This window comes from Asticcacaulis sp. P2_C5 (assembly GCF_056404555.1).
On the sequence record NZ_JBFUDU010000001.1, the window covers coordinates 677,170 to 701,082 of the forward strand.

General features: G+C 62.6%; 16 protein-coding genes, 1 tRNA gene and 1 pseudogene. 10 read left to right on the plus strand and 8 right to left on the minus strand.

The window, feature by feature from the left end; genetic code table 11:
• Positions 1 to 20: 20 nt before the first annotated feature.
• The 7 genes and pseudogenes from AC1DXO_RS02790 (at position 21) to AC1DXO_RS02820 (ending at position 10,769) form a co-directional block, all read left to right on the plus strand.
• Positions 21 to 1,988 carry a sialate O-acetylesterase gene (locus tag AC1DXO_RS02790; RefSeq protein WP_476976560.1) on the plus strand — a complete coding sequence of 656 codons (1,968 nt, stop codon included), beginning with the start codon at positions 21 to 23 and terminating at the stop codon, positions 1,986 to 1,988.
• A gap of 168 nt (positions 1,989 to 2,156) precedes the next feature.
• Positions 2,157 to 2,753, plus strand: a pseudogene (locus AC1DXO_RS02795) (IS4 family transposase); the annotation flags it as partial.
• A gap of 424 nt (positions 2,754 to 3,177) precedes the next feature.
• Positions 3,178 to 5,886 carry a phospholipase D-like domain-containing protein gene (locus tag AC1DXO_RS02800; protein WP_476976561.1) on the plus strand — a complete coding sequence of 903 codons (2,709 nt, stop codon included), beginning with the start codon at positions 3,178 to 3,180 and terminating at the stop codon, positions 5,884 to 5,886.
• An 8-nt stretch (positions 5,887 to 5,894) separates the two neighbouring features.
• Entirely contained in the window at positions 5,895 to 7,112 is a 1,218-nt protein-coding gene (locus AC1DXO_RS02805) for a trypsin-like peptidase domain-containing protein (RefSeq protein ID WP_476976562.1), read from the plus strand.
• Between the two features lie 34 nt (positions 7,113 to 7,146).
• Complete coding sequence (locus AC1DXO_RS02810) at positions 7,147 to 8,148, plus strand: hypothetical protein (RefSeq protein ID WP_476976563.1); 1,002 nt, start codon at positions 7,147 to 7,149, stop codon at positions 8,146 to 8,148.
• Complete coding sequence (locus tag AC1DXO_RS02815; RefSeq protein WP_476976564.1) at positions 8,145 to 10,616, plus strand: ATP-binding protein; 2,472 nt, start codon at positions 8,145 to 8,147, stop codon at positions 10,614 to 10,616. Before AC1DXO_RS02810 ends, AC1DXO_RS02815 begins: the two co-directional genes overlap by 4 nt.
• Positions 10,617 to 10,628: 12 nt before the next feature.
• Positions 10,629 to 10,769, plus strand: a complete 141-nt coding sequence (locus AC1DXO_RS02820; protein WP_476976565.1) for a hypothetical protein — start codon at positions 10,629 to 10,631, stop codon at positions 10,767 to 10,769.
• 145 nt (positions 10,770 to 10,914) lie between these two features.
• Here the strand turns inward: AC1DXO_RS02820 and AC1DXO_RS02825 are convergent.
• From AC1DXO_RS02825 to hemC, 6 genes are all read right to left on the minus strand, one after another.
• Positions 10,915 to 10,990 (minus strand) — tRNA-Thr (locus tag AC1DXO_RS02825).
• An 89-nt stretch (positions 10,991 to 11,079) separates the two neighbouring features.
• A complete protein-coding gene (locus AC1DXO_RS02830; RefSeq protein WP_476976566.1) occupies positions 11,080 to 11,931 on the minus strand; it encodes a hypothetical protein in 852 nt (283 codons plus the stop codon).
• Positions 11,932 to 12,020: 89 nt separating this feature from the next.
• Entirely contained in the window at positions 12,021 to 13,577 is a 1,557-nt protein-coding gene (locus AC1DXO_RS02835; RefSeq protein ID WP_476976567.1) for a heme biosynthesis HemY N-terminal domain-containing protein, read from the minus strand.
• Complete coding sequence (locus tag AC1DXO_RS02840; protein WP_476976568.1) at positions 13,574 to 14,521, minus strand: COG4223 family protein; 948 nt, start codon at positions 14,519 to 14,521, stop codon at positions 13,574 to 13,576. Before AC1DXO_RS02840 ends, AC1DXO_RS02835 begins: the two co-directional genes overlap by 4 nt.
• Positions 14,522 to 14,542: 21 nt before the next feature.
• Positions 14,543 to 15,262 (minus strand): uroporphyrinogen-III synthase, encoded by a 720-nt coding sequence (locus AC1DXO_RS02845; protein ID WP_476976569.1) that lies wholly within the window; start codon positions 15,260 to 15,262, stop codon positions 14,543 to 14,545.
• Positions 15,259 to 16,215: a hydroxymethylbilane synthase gene (hemC, locus tag AC1DXO_RS02850; RefSeq protein ID WP_476976570.1), complete on the minus strand. Its 957-nt coding sequence runs from the start codon at positions 16,213 to 16,215 to the stop codon at positions 15,259 to 15,261. The genes AC1DXO_RS02845 and hemC overlap by 4 nt, the downstream gene beginning before the upstream one ends.
• 78 nt (positions 16,216 to 16,293) lie before the next feature.
• Here hemC and tsaD point away from each other — a divergent pair, with 78 nt between their 5' ends.
• On the plus strand, positions 16,294 to 17,430 hold the full coding sequence (gene tsaD, locus AC1DXO_RS02855; RefSeq protein WP_476976571.1) for a tRNA (adenosine(37)-N6)-threonylcarbamoyltransferase complex transferase subunit TsaD: 1,137 nt from the start codon (positions 16,294 to 16,296) through the stop codon (positions 17,428 to 17,430).
• A 13-nt stretch (positions 17,431 to 17,443) separates the two neighbouring features.
• Entirely contained in the window at positions 17,444 to 18,448 is a 1,005-nt protein-coding gene (locus AC1DXO_RS02860) for an NAD(P)H-dependent glycerol-3-phosphate dehydrogenase (RefSeq protein WP_476976572.1), read from the plus strand.
• Between the two features lie 364 nt (positions 18,449 to 18,812).
• Here the strand turns inward: AC1DXO_RS02860 and AC1DXO_RS02865 are convergent, their stop codons facing one another.
• Positions 18,813 to 21,047: a beta-glucosidase gene (locus AC1DXO_RS02865; protein ID WP_476976573.1), complete on the minus strand. Its 2,235-nt coding sequence runs from the start codon at positions 21,045 to 21,047 to the stop codon at positions 18,813 to 18,815.
• Positions 21,048 to 21,147: 100 nt separating this feature from the next.
• Between AC1DXO_RS02865 and AC1DXO_RS02870 the strand changes: the two genes are divergently transcribed.
• Complete coding sequence (locus tag AC1DXO_RS02870; protein ID WP_476976574.1) at positions 21,148 to 23,049, plus strand: glycoside hydrolase family 9 protein; 1,902 nt, start codon at positions 21,148 to 21,150, stop codon at positions 23,047 to 23,049.
• A 129-nt stretch (positions 23,050 to 23,178) separates the two neighbouring features.
• Here AC1DXO_RS02870 and thiE read toward each other — a convergent pair whose 3' ends face one another.
• Positions 23,179 to 23,799, minus strand: a complete 621-nt coding sequence (gene thiE, locus AC1DXO_RS02875) for a thiamine phosphate synthase (protein ID WP_476976575.1) — start codon at positions 23,797 to 23,799, stop codon at positions 23,179 to 23,181.
• Positions 23,800 to 23,913 lie beyond the last annotated feature (114 nt).

Here is a 23,913-nt window from a genome sequence, read left to right on the forward strand (position 1 = left end):
CAAAAAAGGGAGATACCATTATGTCGCGTTCGTTCGCCCATCTGACAGGTTTTGCGGTCACCGCTTTTCTGTCCGCTGTTACCACCGTTCATGCCCAGGCAACGGCACCCGCCTTCGCCCGCATCTTTACCGATCATGCCGTCGTACAGCGCGATGAGCCGATCACCGTGTGGGGAACGGCCGCGCCTGCGCAATCCGTTACGGTCAGTCTCAACGGCAAATCTGTGGCGGCCAAGGCCGATGCCGCGGGCAAATGGCGCGCCACCTTGCCAGCTATGACCGCGGGCGGACCCTACGCCCTGACAGCGACAGCTGGCGGCGCTACAGTGACGCGCAACGACATTGCAGTTGGCGATGTCTATCTGTGCGGCGGCCAGTCCAACATGGAGTTTGCCACCCGCAATGCGACCAATGCATGGGGCAACACCATGTCGTCGTCGAACAAGGACATCCGCTTCGTCAATATCCAAAAGGACAGCCAGCCAGGCGTGCCTGGCGACCTGAACATGACCGCTGACTGGAAAGTCGCCGGACCCGACACCATCGGCGATTCCTCCGCGGTCTGCTACTTCATGGCCCGGTCGTTGCAAAAAGACCTGAAGATTCCGGTTGGCTTCATCCACTCCAGCTGGGGCGGCACTGCCATCCAGAGCTGGATCAGCCCGGCCAGTCTGCGCACGGTCCCGGTCTATGTGCAGGGCGTCGACACCGTCACCGGCTTGGCAACAGATCCGGTCAAGGCCATGGCCGGGGAAGCTGCCCGCCAGGAGGCTTGGTGGGACGCTAACGACCCCGATGCCAAGGCCCAGCGCGCCTTTATCGCGCCGGGTTACGACGACAGCGCCTGGCCCAGCCTCACGCCGACGGGCTCGTGGAAGGATGCCGGCATTGCCGAATTCAAGGACTTCGACGGCGTCGCCTGGTTCCGCACAACGGTCGAACTGACCGCCGACCAGGCCGCCAAGGCCAATGACCTTCAACTCGGGCCGATCGACACCTTCGACACCACCTGGGTCAATGGCGTTCGTGTCGGTGGCAACAGCGTAAGTTGGGTATGGCGGGACTATAAGGTGCCGGCGGGCGTCTTCAAGGCCGGCCGCAACGTCATCGCCATCCGCGTCCTCAGTGGGGGTGGGGGAGGCGGCCTGACCGGCCAGACCGAGCATCGCGGCGTCAAGACCAGTGATGGTCAGTTCATTACACTGACTCAGCCATGGACGTACAAGCTAGGCATGAGGGCCAAGGGCCTAAGCCTCCCGCCGGCGCCGTGGGACATTCCCAACAGCCTGACGACCCTGCACAACGGCATGATCGCGCCCCTGGCCGGGTACAAGTTCAAGCTGGCGGCCTGGTATCAGGGGGAGTCAAACGCCTGGGAAGCCAAACAATATCAGACCCTGCTACCGCTGTTGATGAAGGATTGGCGCCAAACGTTCGGCCAGCCCGAATTGCCCTTCTTAGTCGTTCAACTGACCGCTTATGGCTCCGTCGCCACTCAGCCCGGCAAATCTCAGTGGGCGGAACTGCGTGAAGCCCAGGCATTGACGGTGAAGAAGGATCCGCATGCCGGCATGGCCGTGACGATCGACTTTGGCGATCGCAGCGATATCCACCCCACGCAAAAAACCATCGTGGGTGAACGCCTGGCGCGCGCAGCGCGCGCTGTCGCCTATGGTCAGTCGATAACGCCCGGTGGTCCCGAAGCCACGGCCGTCACCCGTTCAGGCAATGATCTGGTCATAACCTTCAAGGACACCAATGGCGGCCTGCGTACCTACAGCTCGGACACGGCCATCGGTTTCGAGACCTGTACCGGTGACACCTGCCGCTACGCCCTGGCAGTGGCCAGCGGCGACACGGTCACACTGAAGGACGCCAACCGTCCCGATGTGACGCGTGTGCGTTACGCCTGGGCGGACTCGCCCTTCGTCAACCTGTTCAGCGCGGACGACTTGCCGGCGGGACCGTTCCAACTCACTGTGCAATAGATTCTGTCGAACTTTTGGTACGTGCCAAAGGTCGATTCGCTTGTTCGCAAGGGGGAATTAGGGGACAGCAATAGTCCCCTTGTTCTGGATGGAGGCTAGTGCATAGGTCGAAACGCCGGGGAATAGTGCTCCCGTCCCCGTAATCCCCCGCAGTTCGACTTCCCGAAAGGCTCAATCGTCGTGTTCGACAAGGGTTACAGCGATTATGGCTGGCGCAAGGGACTAACCGATGCAGGGGTGCTTTTCGTCACCCGCGCCCGCGGCAACATGGTGGCGAAAGTCATTGAAGAAGGCCCGGATCCGAACGGTCAGGTTCGGTTTGACCGACGAATCCAGCTCAATGGCAAGCAAAAACACAGCCCGAACCTTAAGCCACTACGCCTGGTCGGATACACCTGTCCCGACACCGGACTATCGTACGAGTTCCTGACCAATATCGAGCACCTGTGTGCCCAGACCATCGCAGATATCTACAAGAGCCGGTGGCAGGTCGAACTGTTCTTCAAATGGATAAGGCAGAACCTGAAGCTTAAGGGCTTCCTGGGTACGTCCAAAAACGCGGTCCTGACGCAAATCTGGGTAGCGCTGTGTGTCTGCCTGCTGCTCGCCTTCCTTAAGTTCAGCGCCTGCATCGAATTATCCATGCAGCAAATTGCTCGTCTATTGCAGTTAAACCTGTTTCTGAGGCACGATCTTCTGGAATTACTCAAAGGCGAAACCGGCCCGCCGCCGGGGCCGCAAAGCCAAATGGCCTTAGTATTTTGATTTCGTTATGAAATAACCTGTGGGACAGCAGTGACTCTGACCCCTTTACGCTGGCTTTCTCGGTGTGCCCGAGGTGCGGCGGTGAGCGCCACGGGCGATCGCAGGTCGATGGGTGAGACGTAGATAGGCCATCAACCGGTTGCATATCGTCTTTTTATTTTCAAGCATCTGTTGGCATATTGCATGGCAAGATTTTCCTCAATTAGGTTTCATTTTGAAGTTGCAATTCGGGGAAATTGATGGCTTGTTTGCAGCGGGGACAACCGCGATCCGTAATCCCTTGTAATCCTTTAATCCTTCGCCGGGCCTTGTGCTTTCAGGCGGCGGTCGAGGCCTATCCGCTGGAGAAGGCGGCGCGGCAGCCATCCGGGCCGGATGAGGCATTACATTGGCGGGGCACCTGGAACGGTAGAAGGGGTTTACCATGGCGAGCGGGGAAAGCGGCAAGGATATCGCCATCCGCAAATGGCTGGCGCGTCTGAGTGTACGCGATCCGGCGCTGTACAAGGAATTGACTGCGCAGGCCGAGAGCAAGGAACGCTCTCTCTCTTCCAGCAACAAAGCTTTACTCGAAGCTGCGCCCAGGCGAATTGCCGAAGCCGAAGTCTCGTTCGAGACGATCGTTCAGAAGGGGCGACCGGCGCTGTTCGTGCTGGAAGACCGGATAGAAGAAGCGACGCCGTTGGGCGACCCGGTCTCGCAGCTGATGGTCCAGCGAGTGATGGATGCGGCTGACCGCATCAATCCCTTCATGCCGCTAATCGGGCGGATCGACGTGGCGAATCACCCGGCGGGGTTCCCCTATGTCGGCACCGGCTGGCTGATCCAGCCCGGGCTGCTGTGCACCAACCGTCATGTCGCAGAGTTGATCGGTCGGTGCGACGGGCGCCAATTCACCTTTTCGCGCGGCCGCTTCGGCAAGGAACTGGGCGTTACCTTCAACCGCCGCCACGAAAGGGATCCCGGGACGAACAGCCAGGCGGATTCCTTCAACATCACGCGTATTGCGTGGATCGAGCCTGCGGGTGGTCCCGACCTTGCCCTGTTGCACGTGGACATGCCCGATTCCGGAGGCACTGTCCCTCGCTTCCTGACCATAGCCGACCACAACGGCACGGCCGGGGATGACGTGGTGACCATCGGTTATCCCGCCCGCGCATACGAGGACGCGATCCCTGACCAGCAGTGGATGGATGAAATCTACGGGGGCATCTACGACGTCAAACGCGCCGCGCCAGGCCAACTTGACACACCGGCTGAAAACAGCACGACCTATGACTGCACGACGCTGGGCGGAGCATCAGGATCGCCGGTGCTGTCGTTGACGACCGGCAAAGTCGTCGCGCTGCACTATGCTGGCCTCTACAAGATCGAAAACTACGGCGTGCCCGCCGACGTGCTGCGCAGATATAGTGCCGGGGTGCCTTCGACGTCCGAAGCCTCCGCAGCCGGGACGCAACCGGCCAATGCCTCCATTCTTGCAGTGGTTCCCACCAACGCTGCGGCTGTGGCTGCGCCAACACTCGCAGTGACGTCTGCGGGCAATGGCACCGTCTCGGTGACGGTGCCGCTTACCATCACGGTCTCACTCGGCGCCATCTCCGGCGAAGGCGCGGCCAGCATCGCCCCACTTGCGATCGACGAAGCGGTCGCCCGGCTCGCGGCCGAGCAGCGCGTGGGGGTGCTGGCGGTCAAGGCCGGTTTCGATGGCGAAGCGGACTGCATTGTTGTGGCCGCCGCGCCCGACAAGCGCGAGGCACTGCGCGCCGCGCTGCCCGAACGCTACTTTGGCCATCCGCTCGTCGTTCGCTTTGCAACGATCGACGAACAGCTGGGCCTCAGGCCGCTGCAGACAGAAGCTTCGAGCGCGATCGTCTACAGCGACGCCGTGAGATCCGATCCAGTCTTCGCCTTCGACAGTTTCACCGACGACATGGAGGTGATCGCACACGTCGGCCCGGAACAGAGCTTCGACCAGCTCAAGGACTTCATCGCCGGGGCGCAAACGTCACTTACAAGCTCGATGTACCAGTTCTTCTCTGCCCCGATCGCTGCGGCGGTGGAGGAGCGGCTGCATGCCGGCGTTCGCATGCAACTGGTTATGGACCCCGCCACGCGCGACACTGCAGGAAATGACACCAAACCAGGCGAATTCGACCGCAGCAAGACGTTCGAGCGCTGGAGTAAAACCGACAAGTTCGAGCACATCTACGTGCGAAAGGGCAGCGGTGGCCTGGTCGGCACGGCCTATCACATCAAGGTCACGGTGCGTGACGCGGAGCACGTCTGGCTCTCAAGCGGCAACTGGACGCGGTCCAGCCAGCCTTTCCCCGCCCCGAGCACCCATTCGACGACTGGCAACCGCGAGTGGCACATCATCGTGCGCAGCAAGCGGCTTGCGGACATGTACCGCGCCCATATCAAAGCTGATTTCAAGCAATGCGCGGATCTGAATACCACGCAGGAAGCCTATTTCGCCGAACAGTTGGTCGATGTGCCGCTCGAACCTCTTGTCGAAGCGCGCGTGCCGCCGCCCGCGCCACTGCGGCTGTCGGGACCGATCAAGATCATGCCGATCTTAACCCCGGACCATCGCGGCCGGGTGTATACCGATGCGGTGCTCAGCCTGATCCGCGCAGCGCGTGAGCAACTGCTCTTCCAGAACCAGTACATCAAGATCCGCAAGGGGATGGCCGGCAATCTCGGCGAACTGGTCGACGCCGTCGTGGAGCAGTCTCGCGCGATCGGCGACGTGCGGGTGATCTTGCGCGCGGGCGATGTCGACGATGATGTGACCGAATTGCACCGCCGCGGGATGGACGTGATGAAATGCGTGCGGGTCGTCGCCAATACCCACACCAAGGGCATCATCGTTGATGGCCGACGCGTGCTGATCGGCAGCCAGAATTGGAGTGCGGACGCGGTCACGCTCAACCGCGACGCCAGCCTGCTGTTCGACGATGCGCGGGTCGCCGAGCATTTTCGCAAGGTCTTTGAGATTGATTGGGCCCGCGCCCGCCCGGCACTGACAACCCGCGCCGAAAGCCCGCAGCGGCCAGTTCTGCTCGCAACGAGAGATTCGCCGCCGCCAGGTTATCAGCGCATGACACTCTCCGATTATCGCAACGGCTAAGGACAGCGATGCCTATTTTCGACAATCCGCAGATCGATGAGATCGTCAAGCGCGCCAAGGTCGCGCAAGTCTTCAACCAGCCTCGCGAGTTACTGTTCACGGGGATAGACCCTGAATACGCAGCAGGGCTCGTCAGGTATCCAACGCCCATCACCCAGATGGAGGTTGAAGTACGTACGATGAACGTTGACGCCTGGCTCGGCGGAGGACAAACGCCGCTGGCCAAGTGGCTCAACAACGTCAAGTCGCAGCTTCCTGGCCGGCCCAACGATCAAAAGTTCTTCGGTGAATACTATGAACTGGCAGTGGCCTGGGCGCAGAAGGCCGAAGCCGCCGACAAGGCAAAAATGGCTTTGCCCGCTGCCAACAGTGCGCCTCCGAAGATCGAGGCTACACGCGATGCCCCCAGCACAGCAAGCCTCGAGCGGTTCCTGTTCAAGAACGAACTCTTGCCTGTCGGATTCCTGCTCAGCGCGGCAAAAGCGGCGCAGGCCGTGTGCCTTGTGGAAGTCCCGCTCTATCGTGACGCGGTACCGATCATGTCAGGGGCAACGCCGGTGCTCTGCCGAGGCAGCGGCTGGCTGATCGGCAAGCGTCACGTGATTACCAACCACCATGTCATTGCTGGACAGGCAGATGGTGCTCCGCCGCCGACCGGTCAAGACTTCGCGCTGCAGGGCGCAGGCACCCGGCTGAAATTCGGCTTCGATGCAGACAGTCTAGGCAGCGATATAGCGGTGATGCGGATGTGCCATGCCGACGCTCGCCTGGACTTCGCGATTCTCGAACTCTCGGCCCAACCCGATGCTGACCCCCTGGTTCTGCGCAAGACCGATTTCAGGACGCTGGCCGATCCTAAGACCGACCGCTTCCCGGAAGAAGCCCGCTTTGCGGTAAACATCATCCAGCACCCGAACGGCGCGCCCAAACAGATCGCGATGCGTAACAATCTGGCCGCCGGGATCGAAGGCATCAATTTCTCGTACTTCACCGACACTGACAAAGGCTCATCTGGCTCGCCAGTGTGCGACGATAAATGGCAGGTGGTTGCACTGCACAAGGCCGCCACCCGCACGCAAGGTCGATTTGACTACCAAGGAAAAACCACATCCTGGATGAACATCGGCACCCCAATCATAGATATCGCGGCTCATCTAAGCGGACATGCCGATGCCGCCGCCCAGCAACTCTGGGTCGATGTCGGCGCAGTGATGGTGAACGCATGACGGCCATAGCCAAACGTTCAAGGGAACCGCGTTGATGGTGTCGACGTCGCCCGCATCAACCCAGTCCCTGTCGCCGTGGTACACGTACGATATCTACATCAATTTTGCGGAGCCGCTCAATCATGACAACATGGCCTGGGTTGACCGGGTCGCAGCGGATCTGAGAGCCAACCTTGGCGGTAACGTGACCGGCACGCCGGTGCGGCTGATCGGCCGCAATGATGCTTCGCCCCCGGAGACCGGGGCCTCGGACGGTTGCGCTGTCATGATCTTGTTCCTGACACCGGAATTCCAGTCCGGTCACCCGGGCTGGGCCGAACTCGAAGCCTTTCACAAGGCTGTAACTGGCGGCCATCGAACACCGGATCAGTTGATTGTGTGCGAACTGCAGCGCTATCCGGATGAATTGCGGGCAAAATTGCCCTGGGCGGGTGTCACCGGGAGCCAGGCAGTCAGCTCACTGGCGCTGTTCAGTTCGCTGACGCTGGTGGCTTTCACTGCCGAGGACAAAGTGCAGACCAATAGCTGGCGCCTCCACAGCGACGTGGCACAGCGGCTCACGCGTTTGCGCGCGAACCACTCCGCCGCCGCCGCCGCACTCGCCGAGCCGAAGTTCACTGGGCTGCCCGATCAGGCCTACCTCATGGAACACCAGAACTCTGCCCTATGGTCGCAGACCCGCTCCGACCTCGTGGCGCACATGAACCTCGTGATCTATCCTGAAGTTCTCGGCGCGAACCTGTCGACTGCAGCAGGCCGCCGCGAACGGCGCGGGGCCCGCCGCCGCCTCCTGGAGAGCTGCCAGGCGCTACTGCTGTTGCGAGGCGATATCAGGGACGACCTGATCGAGCTCTCGGCTTCTGCTATCGCTGATCTCAAGAGCGTAGGCGAAGGCGTGCGTCCGATCTGTATCGATTGGATAGGGGTCCCGCCACCTGAATGGCCCCCGTATTTCCGGCCGCACACAGTCGTCGCCCGTCAGTCCTGGGTCGAGCAGGTGCAGACCCTGCTGAGCGCGGGAGACTCAGGTCCGTGAGCGAAGTTGAAGCCCAAGTCGCCGCCTCTGCACCCGAGCCGGCACCACGCCTGCAGAACCAGAGCAAGGCGCAGCCAACGGGTCCGTTCCCGGGCTTGCGTCCGTTCCGGAGCGAGGAAGCCAGCATCTTTTTTGGCCGGGAACACCAATGTGCGGCGCTCGTCGAGCTATTGGAAAACGGCAACGTCCTGCTGATTCACGGCACGTCCGGTTGTGGTAAGTCTTCTCTAGTCGGAGCCGGCCTGCTTCCAGCGTTGCGCCGGGACTATCGCGGCGCTGGCCAGGTATTGCGCGATGCCACGTTCAGGCCATCCTCCGGACCTTACGAGGGACTGGCCCGGGTGCTGGAAGAGGCTCTGCGTGCGCCTGCCGAATGCGCCGTTTCCCCCCAGCAACCCGCGGACGCGGGGCGTGAAGGACTGGCCCCGGTCGAGATTCCCGTGGCCGAACCGGGCGATGCAGCCGATGTCTCGTACTGGGGTGAAAAGCTGCTTCACGATGCCGATCTCATCAAGACGATTGAGGCCCGGCTAGACGAAATCAAGGCCGATGGCCTGTGCCTGGTGATTGACCAGTTCGAGGAGATCTTCAGCTGGGCACGCGATCGCCGCGAGTCAGATGTGGAGCTGTTGATCGCCTTCCTCGCCGCGGTGCGTGATGCACAGACCGATCGGGTCTTCGTGTTGCTGACCATGCGCTCGGACTTCCTCGGCGCCTGCGGCCGTTATCCGGTGCTGACCGAGCTCTTCAACAAGAGCCAGTACCTACTGCCCGTGCTCGACGTGGCCGAAATCGCGCGAGCGATCGTCGAACCTGCCCGCATGTTCGGGGGCGCGATCGAACCGGCGCTGCTCGAAGCCTTGCTGAGGATCGCGACGACCGGCACGGATCCTCTGCCGGTTGTGCAACATGCGCTCAAGCGCATGTACAATATCGAAACGCGCCAACCCGGATCGCACTGGTGCCTGACGTTGGCCGATCTCGATACGGTTAGCGAATCCAGCAATCCGCTCTCCACTCATGCCGACAAGATCGCGGCAGAAATCGAGAAGAACAACGTGCCGGCGCAGCAGGCCCTGCAATGGTTCTTCCGGGCCCTCTTCGATGTCGAGAAGACCGGCGAGGCGGTCCGCCGACCGCGTGACTTTGATCAGCTCGCCGCCGTCATCGGGCTCACTGGCGAAGAGGCCACTTGCTTGACGCGCGAGATCATCGACGCCTTTTCAAAGGAAGGCGCGAACCTGCTGACGGTTTCCTCGTCTTATCCGCAGCGCGTCGACATCAGCCACGAGGCATTGCTGCGGCAATGGGCGCGGATCGCGGGTGGCGATCAGGAACAGAACAACTGGAAGCGCCGCGAGATAGAGGACGGCCAGCTTTGGCACTCCTTCGCCTCGCGATTCCGCGACGATCGCTTGAGCGCGCGCAGTCTCGAAGTGGCCAGCTCGTTCTTCAACCGCATGCGCGCCGCACCGGAGCGTGCACGCCGCTACCTTGGCGAAGATGCAAACATCGCAGACGTCAGGCGCTCGAACGAATGGCAGAGGATCGAAACGCTCATCAGCAAGAGTTTGCGACGGCAATGGCTTTTTCACGCTGCGTGGGGCGCGGCGATCGTCGTGCTGATCGGAGTTGGGTACTATTTCTTCTCGCAAATCCAGCTCACGGCAAAGCAAGTGCAACTGGACAAGGCGACCGCCGCGAATATCGCCCAGCAGAAAAAGCTCGATACGATCTTCGCGGAATCGACCGGCGCCTCGCTGCAGTCCGAGCAAGTCGATGCCGGCGCCGCGAAGATCCTGGATGAAGTGGCTGACAGCCGTTTCGACCGGTCAGGCTATATCTGGATCGGCGATGGCGATGGAAGCATCGCCACCTTGCAGACGATCGACGGGACCGCGAAGGTGGCCCGTAGCAAGATCTCGGCTGGCAAGTGCTATGCGCCGCGCTATCTGCTGGCCTTGCGGAGCGGCATGCCCGATCCGCTCAACCGCTCCGCTTTACGCATTGGCTCCGTGCGCGTGGCCCAACGGGTCTGCGCGCTGGAGGGGCCGCAAGAAGCCATCGCGAGCAATCAGTGGTGGCTCCGTGTCGCCACGGTCACGGTTTACATTCACATCAACAGCCGGCGCTCGCACAGTCTTGACCGCATTGAAACGGCGTTGACCGAACAGCACTACTTGCTGCCCGGAACCGAGTCCCGCAAAGTGGACGCGGGCCTCTACGAGGTGCGCTATTGCTTCGCGGAAGACAAGAGCGCGGCGATTTCACTGGCCCGCTACCTGACGCAACAGTTGTCTGGCCCCATCTTTTCTACCAGGAACATTTCCAACTTCGAAAGGTGCCCGAGCGCGAAGCCTGGCTATGTCGAAGTCTGGATCGACACCGAGAGCCTGGGCTGGGGTTCGCTGGATACAAGCCAGACTGATACGAAAACGCCGCATGTCGAGCGCAAGTTCATGCAATGAGGAGCGCCGGCCATGACTGACACCTTGTTATCGCTCCCCGCTCCCGATCCTCTCGTCAAGCTCGAGCAGCCTGGCCTGCAATATGAAGGATTTCAGCACCCCGCTCATGCCGTCGCATGGATCGATGACAAAGAGCAGGGAATTAGGGGATAGGAGTAATAATCCCGGTATTTCTGGGGTATTTCTGGGTATTTCAGGCGACAGCTTATTAATTGTCGAATTCGCTCAGGCGCAAAGGAGCTTTACGCCTGAGCGCAAGCGAAGACAATGATTGCAGGTTTCGCAGAAAATATGAGAATGGTGCCGCTTAGGTGACTCGAACACCTGACCCCCTCATTACGAATGAGGTGCTCTACCGGCTGAGCTAAAGCGGCCCGAAAACGTCGCGAGGGTGGTAGACGGCCCCGCAGGCAGGGGCGTTTCATTACACATGTCACAGTACCTTGCCAAGCGGTTTGTCGTTTCAGTCCGTCGATAATTCCGCCGGCTTCGTTCGTGCCTTCTTTGCCGCCTGACGATGATGCGCCGCCAGGGCGATCAGGAACAGCAGCGAGCCTAGCGGAAGAGACAGCTTTAACTGGAAGGCCTGGTAATAGGGCTGGTATGTCGTCACGACAGGAATCTGAACGGCTTGCCACTGCAAGCCATAGGTCAGCGCTGTCCAGTCGAAGACGAGCTTGCCGAAGCCGAACAGGATAAAGACCGCCCACAACCAGAAGAAGCGAAGGCCGCGCGTCGCCAGGCTGAGATACAGCGTCAGTCCGTTGAACAGCAGGAGGCCAGCGGCGACGGCCAAGGTTGCCGCCTGGGTCGTATTCATTCGGTCGAGCCGCACCTTATGCTTTTGTAGAACGGCCAAGGTGTCGTTCGTCAAGGTCACACCAGAGATGCGCCTGACTCCTTTTTCTGCGACACGCGTATAGGTGTAGAGCAGAACTGTCTGGCTGAAGCGATATTGCAGCGTGACTTCGTCGAATATCCTGGCATCGGCGCCGTCGCCTATCTTTTGATACTTGTAGCCCATCGCCGCGATGGATAATGGCTTTTCGTTGGGAATAAGGGCCGCCGTGCGGTTCAGGTTGTCGTCCAGATTGGGATTGATAAACTCCGGCGCCAGACGGGCGCGAATGGGCTCGAAGTTGCGGGTCTGGAGGTGGCTGAAGCTGGTTTTTGCCTCGGTCAGCAGTTCCTGCGGCAGTAGCTTTTCCACGGCAGGGACACCAGCCGGGATATCCTGTTGAGATATGTGGAACACCGACCACGGGATGATCGCCATCCACGCCAGGCTGGCGATCAATGCCAGAAATTTTCTCACGATAGTCCCCCAAATCCGCGCTCACGCGCGAAGTCTACAACGCGGTCGGCAGTTTGGATAGGGGCGTGAAGACGTCGGCGTTGAAGCGCCTACTTCTTCGCCTTGGGGGCGCGGGCGCGGGCCGGGGCAGCCTTGGCCGCGTTCTCCGGTTCGGCGTCCAGATCCTGGCCGGTGATGGCGGCGTCATACTGCCCGACATCGTCCGGCGCGACGGCCGGATTGACCTGGCCGGCGCGGCTGCGTGGCGCCGCCTTGATAAACGGCATGGATGGCACAAAGCGCGTCGGCATGTCGGGAATCTCGGCCAGAGTCTTGTCGCCACGTTCATAGCGCGGATGCGACAGCGCCGCCGTCTCGGCATAGGCCAGGATCACGCCGCTCCAGTCGGTGGCGCTATAGGTAAAGGCCTGGCCCTCCGCGTCGATGTCGGACCAGTCGGGCTCGCCCCGGGCCTGGGAGGCGCGGGCGATCCACGTCCGCGCCGTGTCGATATCGCCCAGGCCTTGCGCGCCGCGGGCGATGACGCCGCAGATGCGCCGCGTCAGATTGGCTTCGCTGCTGTCGTCTTCGAGGGCGGAGAGGGCAGTCGCAATCTCCGGTTTGGCGCCGTTCAGCAAGGCGCGTTCGACCTGCAGCAGGCGGCTTTCGCGATGTTTCGGGTTACGGTCGACCAGACCCTGAAGGCGGCGGGCGCGCTCCTTGGGCGTCTCGTCCGAGATCAGGTCGCGATAGGTCAGCCACAGGGCCGGGTGAGGGCGCGCGGCCCAGGCGGCTTCCAGCACGTCCTCGGCGCGGCCGATCTTGTTGGCCTTGCGCAGCAAACGCGCGGCGATAATGGCGGCCGGCGTGAAGGCCGGCTGCAGCTTGGCGGCGCGCAGGGCGTAGTCGAGTGCCTGGTCGCGCATCTGGGCCTCGTCCGAGGTTTCCAGGCGCGACGCCGAGGCCGCCATCAGAGACGCCTTGGCGCGTTCGGAGAACAGCGGCGAGATCAGTTTGCGCGTCAGGGCGCCTTCGATCAGGTCGAGCGCCTCGGCCCATTCACCCGCCTCGAGCCGGGCCTCGAACAGGGTCGTGAAGGCCCACATGGCGGGACGCGGCTGATTATAGGCTTCGCCGGCCAGCTTGACGGCCTCGGCCTTTTCGCCCTGGCTCTGGGCCAGTTCCATCAGGCCCTTCAGGCCGGCGGTCTTCAGTTCCGGTACGCTGATCATCGCCGAATAGGCGGTCTTGGTCGCCATGGTGTCGCGCGAGGTTTCGGCGGCGAGCGCATTGAGAATGCGCACCAGGACGATGTTGTCGCACAGGTCCAGCGCCTTGACGGCGTGGCGGCGGGCTTCGGTGCCATCACCGGCGGCGACCGCCATGAAGCCTTTGGTCAGGGCGTCTTCACCCTGGCGGCGGCGGGCTTCGGCGCGGCTGCGTTCAGCGCGCTGCGGCGAGCGGGCCAGCCACAGGGCCAGGTTCCAGAAGGCAACGGCGCACAAGGCAAGAAAGCCGATCACGATAAGGGTCACGGTGGCGGTGGCGTCGACGCGGTAGTTCAGCCAGCTGAGACTGGCCGTGCCGGGGTCGCCGGCGGCGCCCACCAGCAACATCAGCGCGACCAGGGCGATAATGCCGGCCAGGATCAGAAGTGTACGGATCACTGGACGCCTCCCGTCGCCGGCTGGGCGGCGTAGTCGCTGCTCTGGCTGAGTCGGGCCAGGGCGCCTTCGGTCAAACGCTGGGTGGCGTCATCGACGCTGAGGCGGTCCTGGGCGCGGTCCAGCCACGGCTTGATCGCGGCCTGTGCCGTGGGCGACAGCTTGGTCAGGTAGTTCACGGCGCCACGCAGGTCGCCGACATTCAGCCGCGTTTCGGCGCGCTGCAGATTGGCTTCGGCGCCTTCACCCTCGATATTGCCGGTGTGGCGCACGGAAATACCTATGGCATGCAGAACGCGATTCAACAGGCTTTCCTTGCCTGTACTGGCCTTGGCGGCCAGGTTGGCGTGCGCCGCGACGGTCGGGAATTCGATGGCCAGGGATACCTCGCTGGGGATGCCTTTCTCGGCAAAGGGACGCAGCAGGGCAATGGCGGCCGGGTCGTCGACACTGGCCTCGACCACGCTTAGCTGCGAGACGAACGGCGCGTCACCCCGGGCGGCCTGTTGCAGGGCCGCGGCGGCATTGGCGGCAGCCGCTGCACGCGCCAGGGCGCGTTGATTGGCTTCGATGCGGTCGACGCGGGCGGCCAGTTGCGCCAGGGCGGCAGGATCGGCGGAATAGACCGGTGCGCCCGGCATGACGGGTTGGCCGGCCTGGGCCTGGAGGGTAAGAATCTGGTTGCGCAGGCGGGCGATCTCGGCGTCCTTGTCGGTCACCGCGGCCGCCGCCGGCTGAGCCGTCGTGGCGGGAGCCTGGGCCGTCGGCGAGGACGGATGCCGGCTCGTCCAATAGAAGGCGAACAGCAGGATCGCGAACATGATGGCGAAGGGCACGGCCGCGACAATGAACCAGCGCGTCATCTTGCTGGCTTCGCGGCGATGCTCGCGCAGGGCAACGTCCTCTGCGTCGTAGTCGATAGGCGCGGTATCGGTCGAGTCGCTCATAGACGAAGTCCTGGCATAAGGTTAGTCGATCAGTTTTAGCATGGAAGCTTCATCAGGAAACGGCGAAATGCGCCGGATCAGTCGCTCGGCCGATATATTTTTGTCACCCGCCAGGCCGTGTTCGACCCCACCCCAGGCGCCTTGCGACAGACACACCAGGACCAGCCTGTCCAAGGCAAAGCGGCTGTGGTTGGCTGCGATCACCGCGGCAACGCCGCGGCCGGCCTTGGCCGAATGGACCAGGACATGGGTCATACGCCCCATATCGGCCGGGCTGAGCACAGGTGTGACCGGCCGGGTCTCATAAACGGCGGCCTCGCGGACCAGGAAGCCGGCTTCCCTCAGTTCGCCGCCCAGGTCGCCAGCGGGCTCCTTCGGCGCGGCATAGAACAGCCGGCTGGCCTTGTCCGCCGTGTCGAGAATCAGCTGTTTCAGTGCCGTGACGTCCCCGGAGGCGGACAGAACGGTCTGGAACTTGGCGGCGCGGGCGGCATCGGCCGTCGCTTCCCCGACGCACCAGGCGGTGATCGAGCGACGCTGGACCAGGTTGGTGAAGGCATTCAGCCCGTTGCGCGAGGTCAGGATGACGGCATCGAAACTGTGCGGGTCGATGATCGGTTTCAGGACGACGACCTTGAGCACAGGCGCCAGGATCGGCTCGCCGCCCAGGGCCGTGATCGCCCGGGCAGTGCCCTTTGCCCCGTCGGGCGTCCGCGTGACCCAGACAACCGGCTTGGTCATAGTGCCGGGCTCACAATCAGTTCGGCACCGGCTTCCGCCTTGATTTCGTGGCCGAGTTTTAGCCCGAGGGCGCGTACGCTTTCCACTTTCACGTCGAATAAGGTGGCGTGACGCCGCCAGCGCTTGCTGCCGTCGCCATTCAGGGCTTCAACGGTCAGGTCAAGATGGCCCTGTGACAGCCGCGCATAGGCCCCGACGGCCGTCCGGCATGAGGCTTCCAGCGCTTCCAGTGCGCCGCGCTCGGCCTGGACGCACAGATAGGTGTCCTGGTCATGGACCGTCGCCATCCAGTCAGCGCCGAGATCTGCGGTGCGGCATTGGATGGCCAGGGCGCCCTGGCCCGGTGCGGTCGGAGATTTATTCGCGTCGATATAGCTGCGGATATGGTGCGACAGGCCAAGCCGGTTAAGCCCGGCTGCCGCCAGCAGCAGGGCGTCGCATTCGCCGGCGGCCAGCTTGGCCAGGCGGGTATCGACATTGCCGCGCATCATGACGATCTCGAGGTCTGGCCGCTGCGCCAGGCATTGGGCGGCGCGGCGCGCACTGGCCGTGCCCAGCCGTGCGCCCTTCGGCAGATCGGCCAGCGTCTCATGGTTCAGCGATAGGAAGGCGTCACGCGGGTCTTCGCGGACGGGAATGGCGCACAGGCTGAGCCCAGGCACTTCGGCCGCGGGCATGTCCTTCAGCGAATGAACGGCGACATCGACCTCGCCGCGTAGCAAGGCGTCCTCGATTTCCTTGGTGAAGAGCGCCTTGCCGCCGGCCTCGATCAGCTTGCGGTCCTGGATGCGGTCGCCCTGGGTGGTGATGATTTTCAGCGGAGCGATTTCGTCAGCGCGCGCCGGATCTTCGCCCATGGCCGCTACGATCTGCCTCTGCACCCATCCGCACTGGGTCAGGGCCAGTTTCGAACCGCGCGTGCCGATTATCAGCTTTGGGGTGAGTGTCTTCATGGCTCTCCATCTAGCACTTTATTCCTCCCTTTCAAGCAAAACACTTGACGCTTTCGTCAGGGACAGCATCTAGGGGACATGCCGAAAAGCACACAAACCAGCCTGACTGTCCTGGGCGTCGAATCGAGCTGCGACGAAACCGCAGTTGCCGTGGTGCGCCGCCATGATTCGGGCCAGGTTGAGGTGCTGTCGAGCGTCATTCACTCCCAGGTCGTCAAGCACGCCGAATTTGGCGGGGTCGTGCCCGAAATCGCCGCGCGCAGCCATGTCGAGACCATAGACGACCTGGCGAGACGCGCCCTGTCCGACGCCGGCGACCCTGAACTCGACGCGATCGCCGCCACGGCGGGACCCGGCCTGATCGGCGGCGTCATGGTGGGTTTGAGTTTCGCCAAAGGGTTCGCCCTGGCGCGCGATTTGCCGCTGATTCCGGTCAACCATCTCGAAGGCCATGCCCTGTCGGCGCGCCTGACCGAAGACGTCGCCTTTCCCTTCCTGTTGTTGCTGGTCTCGGGCGGACATTGCCAGCTGTTGGCGGTGAAAGATGTCGGCGATTACGAACGTCTGGGCACGACGATCGACGATGCGGCCGGCGAGGCCTTCGACAAGATCGCCAAGGTGCTGGGCCTGGGTTATCCGGGCGGTCCGGCGCTGGAGCGGGCGGCGGCATCGGGTGACGTGACGCGTTTTGTCCTGCCGCGCGCCCTGCTGGGCCGAAAGGATTGCGATTTCTCGTTTTCCGGCCTGAAGACCGCCGCGGCGATCCTTGCCTATGAACATGTGAAGACGGAACAGGACCGCGCCGATCTGTGTGCCTGCGTCCAGGCTGCGATTGCGCGGCAGCTGGTGGAGCGCTCAGCTCGCGCTATGAAGGTGTTCAGGGAACACAACAGCGTGACCGGATCGCCTTTTGTTGTCGCCGGCGGGGTGGCCGCCAATGCCACGGTCCGCCGCGAGCTACAGGCCCTGGCGCAGGCCAACGGCTTTGTTTTTGTGGCGCCGCCGCTGAAATACTGTACCGACAATGCCGCCATGATCGCATTGGCGGGCCTTGAACATTTCGCCCGTCTTTGTAACAAGGAACCCATGGATCGGGCCAGTCTGGTGGAATCGGGTCTGGCTGCCGTAGCGCGACCGCGCTGGCCGCTCGACGAAGCCCGAGCGCACAGTACGCCGGTCCACAAAAAGCAGGGGCGCAAGGGAGCCAAGTCTTGAAGGGAACCAGGTCTTGACGGAAAGATTTACGCGGGTCGGTGTGATCGGGGCAGGGGCCTGGGGTACAGCCCTGGCCCAGGTCGCGACCTTTGCCGGCCACAAGGTGATCCTCCAGGCGCGCGAGCCCGAGGTCGTCGCCAGTATCCGCGAAGACCAGCAGAACCCGATCTATCTCAAGGACGTCGAGCTGTCGCCGGACATCCGCGCCACGCCCGACCTGGCCGACCTGGCCGATTGCGACCTGATCCTGGCCGTGCCGCCGGCCCAACATATGCGCGCGACCCTGAAGGCGCTGGCGCCGTTTGCCGCCGACGGGCTGCCGATCGTCCTGTGTTCCAAGGGCATCGAGCGCGACAGCGATAAGTTGATGAACGAGGTCCTGCGCGAGGTCATGCCGAACGCGCGCGCTGCCGTCCTGGCCGGGCCCAGCTTTGCCTCCGAAGTGGCGCGCGGCTTGCCGGCAGCTGTGACCCTGGCCTGCGACGATAAGGAACTGTGCGCTCGCATCGCCGCAACCCTGGCCGGGCCGACCTTCCGGCCGTATCAATCGACCGACATGATCGGCGCCGAGGCGGGTGGAGCGCTAAAGAACGTCCTGGCCATCGCCTGTGGGATTTCCGAGGGTAAGGGATTGGGCCGTAACGCTCATGCCGCCCTGATCACACGCGGCTTTGCCGAGATGTCGCGCCTGGCGGTGGCCATGGGTGCCAAGTTCGAGACCATGGTCGGGCTGTGCGGCCTGGGCGACCTGGTCCTGACCTGTTCCTCGAACCAGTCGCGCAATATGAGCGTCGGCTTTGCCCTGGGCCAGGGCCAGACCCTGGAAGAAGCGCTGGCCGGCAAGGTGTCAGTGGCCGAAGGGGTGCAGTCAGCGCCTGCGGCGGTCGACCTGGGGCAGAAGTTCGGCGTTGAATTGCCGCTGTGCACTGCGGTCAATGCCGTCCTGTCAGGCGGAATGGATGTGCGCACGGCGATCGAAGCCCTGTTGTCGCGGCCGCTGAAGTCCGAACGGGCTTGATCGGTCAGCGGACAAAGGCCTGGAGATTGGGGCTTAAACTCACCGTCGTGTGTCTGCGGTCCGTGTTCGGCTACATATTTCCAAAAATATTGTTGATTTTACAGCAATTTTCAACGCGGAAAGCGCGGAAAAGTCGGACAAGGCGCGGAAAAAGAGGCATTGGACGACCTGCGCCCGAAGGGCTGTCAATCCGGAAATTCGGCCATCACACAGCAGGAAGGCGCTTCGCGCGGTAGAAGTAGCAACCTAAATTTCAGCGTCTTTCCGTTTTTTCCGCGCTTTCCGCGTTGAAAACTACTGTAGTTTCAAAATATTAAGCGGCAGTTGATGCCACCCGTAAACGGCGTTAGCTCGCCGCAGGATATTATCTCCCGGTCCATTTCCCCCGCACGTCGAAGGTCATCTTCTCAAGCGTCACCTCGACCTTCTGCCGGATATCGTCGGAGTCCGCGCCCAGCATCACCGTGTAGGTGCCGGCCGCGACGGTCCAGGTCTTGGAGCCCGAATCATAGGTCGCCAGCAGGCGCGGATCGATCGTGACCTCGGCCGATTGGCTCTCGCCTGGCGCCAGGTCCAGCTTGGCAAACCCGCCCAGACGCTTGGGCGCTTCCCAGGCAGTGCCGGCGACATAGACCTGGGCGACGTCCTTTCCGGCAACGGTTCCGGTATTCTTCACCGTAAAGCCAACAATCAGGCCGTCGCGCTTGATATCGACCGGGTGGATCTCGGTCATCTCGAACGTCGTATAGCTAAGCCCGTAACCGAACGGGAACAACGGTTTCAGGCCTTTCTTGTCGAACCATTTGTAGCCAACCGCCGCGCCTTCGATATCGTAATTGACGGTGTAGATCCGGTTGCGGTCGGAGGACTTGTTGCCAACATTGCCGTCCAGAACCGGACGCGGCAACTGGTCCAGCGACGCCGGGAAGGTCGTGGGCAGGTGGCCGGACGGATTGACCTCACCGGTCAGGACGCGCGCAATGGCCTCTCCGCCCGAAGTGCCTGGGAACCACGCCTCGACCACGGCGCCGACGTCGTTCAACCATGGCATGGTGACGGCGCCGCCGGTCTCCAGCACGACCACAGTCTTCGGATTGGCGGCTGCCACAGCCGCGATTAGCTTGTCCTGGTCGTGCGGCAGGGTCAGCCCGTCCTGGTCCATGCCCTCAGCCGCCCATTGGGTGGCGAAGACGATGACGACGTCGCTTTTCGCCGCCAGGGCCGCGGCGGCCTTCACGTTCTTGCCGTCGGCATAGGTCACGGTGGCCGATGACCGCGCCTGAATGCCCTTCATCGGCGACGACGGATAATAGACCATCGGTCCCGGGAAGTTGTCGGGCCCTTCATTGGGCACGGCCATACCGCCGCGCGGATAGACCTGGGACGAGCCGCCGCCCGACAGAACGCCGACATCGGCGTGACCGCCGATTATGGCGATGGTTTTCGCGGTTTTAGCCAAAGGCAACAGGCCGCCGTCATTTTTCAGCAGGACGATGGCTTCCTCGGCGTCCGTCTGGCTGGCGCGGCCGTCGGCAGCGTAGTCGAGGCTAGACGCCTGGTCGCCCTTGACCGGGTCGTCGACCGCGCCTGTGGCGAACAGGCCCCACATGACGCGTCGGACCATGTCGTCGAGGCGTGATTGCGGCACTTCGCCCTTGACAATGGCGTCGCGCAGCGGTTGGCCGAACCAGTCGGTCTTGCCGAAGGGAAATCCTGACTGCTGGTCAAGGCCGCTATTAGCAGCCTTGACGGTCGAATGGGTGGCGCCCCAGTCGGTCATGACATAGCCCGGATAGCCCCAGTCCTGCTTCAGTACCTCATTGAGCAACCATGGATTTTCGCAGCCGTAGTCGCCGTGAATGATGTTGTACGAACACATGACTGAGGCCGGCTTGCCTGTTTCATTGGCGAACTGGAAGGCCAGCAAATCCGAGGTTCGCGCCGCCGCATCCTCGATGTGCGAGTCGAGTTCCGACTGCGAGGTCGACTGGTCATTGAAGGCATAATGTTTCAGGGTCGAGACGATGTGGTTGGACTGGATGCCACGAATCTGTTCGCCGACAATGACGCCGGCCAGCAACGGGTCTTCGCCGCCATATTCGAAATTTCGCCCGTTGCGCGGATCACGCAGCAGATTGACCCCGCCGGCCAGCATCACATTGAAGCCCGAGTAACGCGCTTCGTGGCCGATCATGGCGCCGCCGGCAAAGGCGACGTCGCGGTTCCAGGTCGCGGCGGTGGCCAGGCCTGACGGCAGGGCGGTGCGTTCGCGCGGCGTCGGCGACCGTTGCGTGGCGACCCCGACCCCGGCGTCGGTCTGCCACTGCGGCGGAATGCCCAGACGGTCGATACCAGGAATAAAACCGGCAGAGTCGGGCAGGGCGCCCTTGGGCAGGTCAAAGCCCATCCACGACGCCTTGGTGCCGAAATAGCCGCGCACCATCTGCATCTTTTCGTCCTGGGTCATGGCTTTGACGACCAGATCGGCGCGGGCGGCGGGATCGAGCTTCGGATCCAGCCACGGCCGATCGTCGGCCTGCACGGCAAAGGGCGCGGCGACAAGCGCGGTAGTGAGCAACAGAGTACGCAAAAGGCTCATCGGTGTTTCCTCAACAGGGGACGGCCTCTTGGTTGGGCCGTATTTGTCCATCAGCTTATCCGACTTGTCCGGCAGCGGCAATTGCGGCTAGTCTCGCGGTATGAAACACCCCCTGATTTCGTTAGCCGCCCTTCTGTCCGTTCTTGTGGCCGCGCCGGCCATGGCCCAGGACGATACGCCACCGACGCCGTTTATCGTCGTCGACCAGTTCGGTTACCTGCCAGATATGGTGAAGGTCGCGGTCATTCGCGATCCGGAGACCGGCTTCGACAGCGACTGGGATTTCACGCCGGGCGCGGTCTATCAGGTGGTCAATACAGTCACCGGCGCCGTGGTTTACGAAGGCAAGCCCGTGGCGTGGAACAGCGGCGCGGTCGATCCATCGTCGGGCGATCACGCCTGGTCTTTCGATTTCTCGTCCGTCACGGCGCCCGGCACCTATCTGATCCGCGACAAGCAGGCGGCCTACGATTCCTATGCCTTCGAAATCTCGAACAGCGTCTATAAGCCGATCCTGGTCGCCGCGCTGCGCGAATTCTATTATCAGCGCGCAGGCTTCCCCAAGGACGCGGCCTATGCCGGTGTTGGCTGGGTGGACAAGGCGTCGCACCTCGGTCCCGGCCAGGACGGCGAAGCGCGCCTCTACAGCGCCAGGGACGACAAGGCGACGCAGCGCGACCTGCGCGGCGGCTGGTACGACGCCGGCGATTTCAACAAATATACCAGCTGGACGGCGGACTATGTCGTGGGCCTGCTGTCGGCCTATTCCGAAAACCCCGAAGTGTGGACCGACGACTTTAACATCCCGGAATCCGGCAATGGCGTTCCGGATGTGCTGGATGAAGTGAAGTACGGCATGGATTTCCTGGTCCGCATGCAGAACCCGGACGGCGGTGTCCTGTCGATCGTGAGCCTGTCGCATGCGTCACCGCCATCGGCCGCTAAGGGGGCCAGTTATTACGGACCGGCGACGACCTCTGCCTCGTATGCCACGGCGGCGGCCTTTGCCTATGGCGCCAAGGTCTTCGGCGCCGATCCGCGCTTCGCCGATTACAGCGCCGATCTGAAACGCCGGGCGCTGGCCGCCTGGGCGTGGGCGCAGGCCCATCCCGACGTCACCTTCTACAACAACGACGCGTCGCACGGTTCCGAAGGCATAGGCGCCGGCCAGCAGGAAACCGACGCCTATGGCCGCAGCATGAAGGCGCTGGGCGCCGCCATCTATCTCTACGACCTGACAGGTGAAGTCGTTTATCGCGACTATGTCGACGCCCACTACCGCGAGACCCATCTGTTCGGCCAGAACATCAATCTGGATTTCGACTATAACAACAGCGCGCAACTGCTCTTTTACGCGTCACTGGCGGACGCGACACCAAAGACCGTCGCGGCGATCAAGACGGCTTTTGTCAGCGGCTTCGATAACGGCCTGGGCTGGGCACAGCAGGGCGTCGACCCTTATAACGCGTGGATCACCAACTATGTCTGGGGCAGCAGCGCCACCAAGGCCAATCACGGCAATATCTTCGCCGACGAAGCGCGTTATGGCCTGTCGGCCCACGACGCCAAGGCAGCCATGGATGCGGCAGCGGGCTATATCCACTACATCCACGGCGTCAATCCGCTGGGCAAGGTCTATCTGTCGAACATGAAGAGTTACGGCGCCGAAAACTCGGTCGATCGTTTTTATCACACATGGTATGCGCCGGGCGGGCAATGGGACAGCGTCTCGAAGTCGAAATACGGCCCGCCGCCGGGCTTTCTGGTCGGCGGCGCCAACCCCGGCTACAGGTGGGACGGGCGCTGCCCGCAGATAAGCCCGCAATGTGGCGCGGCCCTGTTGTCGCCGCCGGCCGGCCAGCCGGACCAGAAGGCCTATGTCGACTTCAACCAGGCCTGGCCGATCAATTCGTGGGAAGTGACGGAAAACTCCGAAGGCTACCAGACGCCGTATCTGCGCCTGCTGGCCCGGTTTGCCAGAAACGAATACCATCGGCCATAAAGCATGGCCGACGGGTATTCGCTTTTTGCAGCTCAAGCGCCGCATGGCGCGCGCAAACATGCGCGGCGGGCGGTCGCCCTTGCCAGGCTGCGGTGAGTCGAGGTCATCGCAGCCTGGAATAAACCCGGATCAGGCCAGGGCCGCCAGCAGGGCGGCGACCCCGGCGCCCGGACCTTCCGGATGGTTCCAAACGGCGCCCGATACAGCGATGAAGTCCGCGCCGGCATCAGCCACTTCGCGGGCATTGTCGGCCGTGATACCGCCGATGGCGACGCACGGTATTTCCATGATCTCCTGCCAGATGGTCAGGGTTTCCAGTTCGGCCATGTGTTCGACGGTCTTGGTCGTCGTCGGGAAGAAGGCCCCGAAGGCGACATAGTCGGCCCCGCCCTCGGCGGCTTCCATGGCCATGTGGCGGCTGTTGTGGCAGGTCACGCCGATCATCGCCTTGGGACCGAGAATACGTCGAGCTTCGCTGAGCTTCATATCCGACTGGCCGATGTGGGCGCCGTCCAGTCCCAATTCCTTAGCCAGGGCGACGTGGTCGTTCATCAGCACCGCGACATTATGACGATGGGCGACGGGCGTGATATGGCGCGTCACTTCGCGGATCTGGTCGAGCGAAGCGTCCTTGAGCCGGATCTGCAGGGCGGCGACCCTGCCTGCGGCCAGGGCGTCTTCAAGCCTGGCGGCAAAGGCGGTCGCGTCGATAATGTTAGGCGGCGTGATCAGATAAAGCTGGGTGTTCATGGCGGCGGTTTGCCTGAAAGCCGGGATGAAAGCAAGGATACATAAGGACAAGAGCTTACAGGGATTTTACGGTGGGGTGGTCCTTTCTACGCCTCGCCGGAATTGCCGCCAGGG

Bases quoted from the DNA above. Each gene is read 5' to 3' on its own strand.
- AC1DXO_RS02790 (WP_476976560.1), top strand. From the start codon at position 21: ATGTCGCGTTCGTTCGCCCATCTGACAGGTTTTGCGGTCACCGCTTTT.
- AC1DXO_RS02800 (WP_476976561.1), top strand. From the start codon at position 3,178: ATGGCGAGCGGGGAAAGCGGCAAGGATATCGCCATCCGCAAATGGCTG.
- AC1DXO_RS02805 (WP_476976562.1), top strand. From the start codon at position 5,895: ATGCCTATTTTCGACAATCCGCAGATCGATGAGATCGTCAAGCGCGCC.
- AC1DXO_RS02810 (WP_476976563.1), top strand. From the start codon at position 7,147: ATGGTGTCGACGTCGCCCGCATCAACCCAGTCCCTGTCGCCGTGGTAC.
- AC1DXO_RS02820 (WP_476976565.1), top strand. From the start codon at position 10,629: ATGACTGACACCTTGTTATCGCTCCCCGCTCCCGATCCTCTCGTCAAG.
- AC1DXO_RS02840 (WP_476976568.1), bottom strand. From the start codon at position 14,521: ATGAGCGACTCGACCGATACCGCGCCTATCGACTACGACGCAGAGGAC.
- AC1DXO_RS02845 (WP_476976569.1), bottom strand. From the start codon at position 15,262: ATGACCAAGCCGGTTGTCTGGGTCACGCGGACGCCCGACGGGGCAAAG.
- hemC (WP_476976570.1), bottom strand. From the start codon at position 16,215: ATGAAGACACTCACCCCAAAGCTGATAATCGGCACGCGCGGTTCGAAA.
- tsaD (WP_476976571.1), top strand. From the start codon at position 16,294: ATGCCGAAAAGCACACAAACCAGCCTGACTGTCCTGGGCGTCGAATCG.
- AC1DXO_RS02865 (WP_476976573.1), bottom strand. From the start codon at position 21,047: ATGAGCCTTTTGCGTACTCTGTTGCTCACTACCGCGCTTGTCGCCGCG.
- AC1DXO_RS02870 (WP_476976574.1), top strand. From the start codon at position 21,148: ATGAAACACCCCCTGATTTCGTTAGCCGCCCTTCTGTCCGTTCTTGTG.
- thiE (WP_476976575.1), bottom strand. From the start codon at position 23,799: ATGAACACCCAGCTTTATCTGATCACGCCGCCTAACATTATCGACGCG.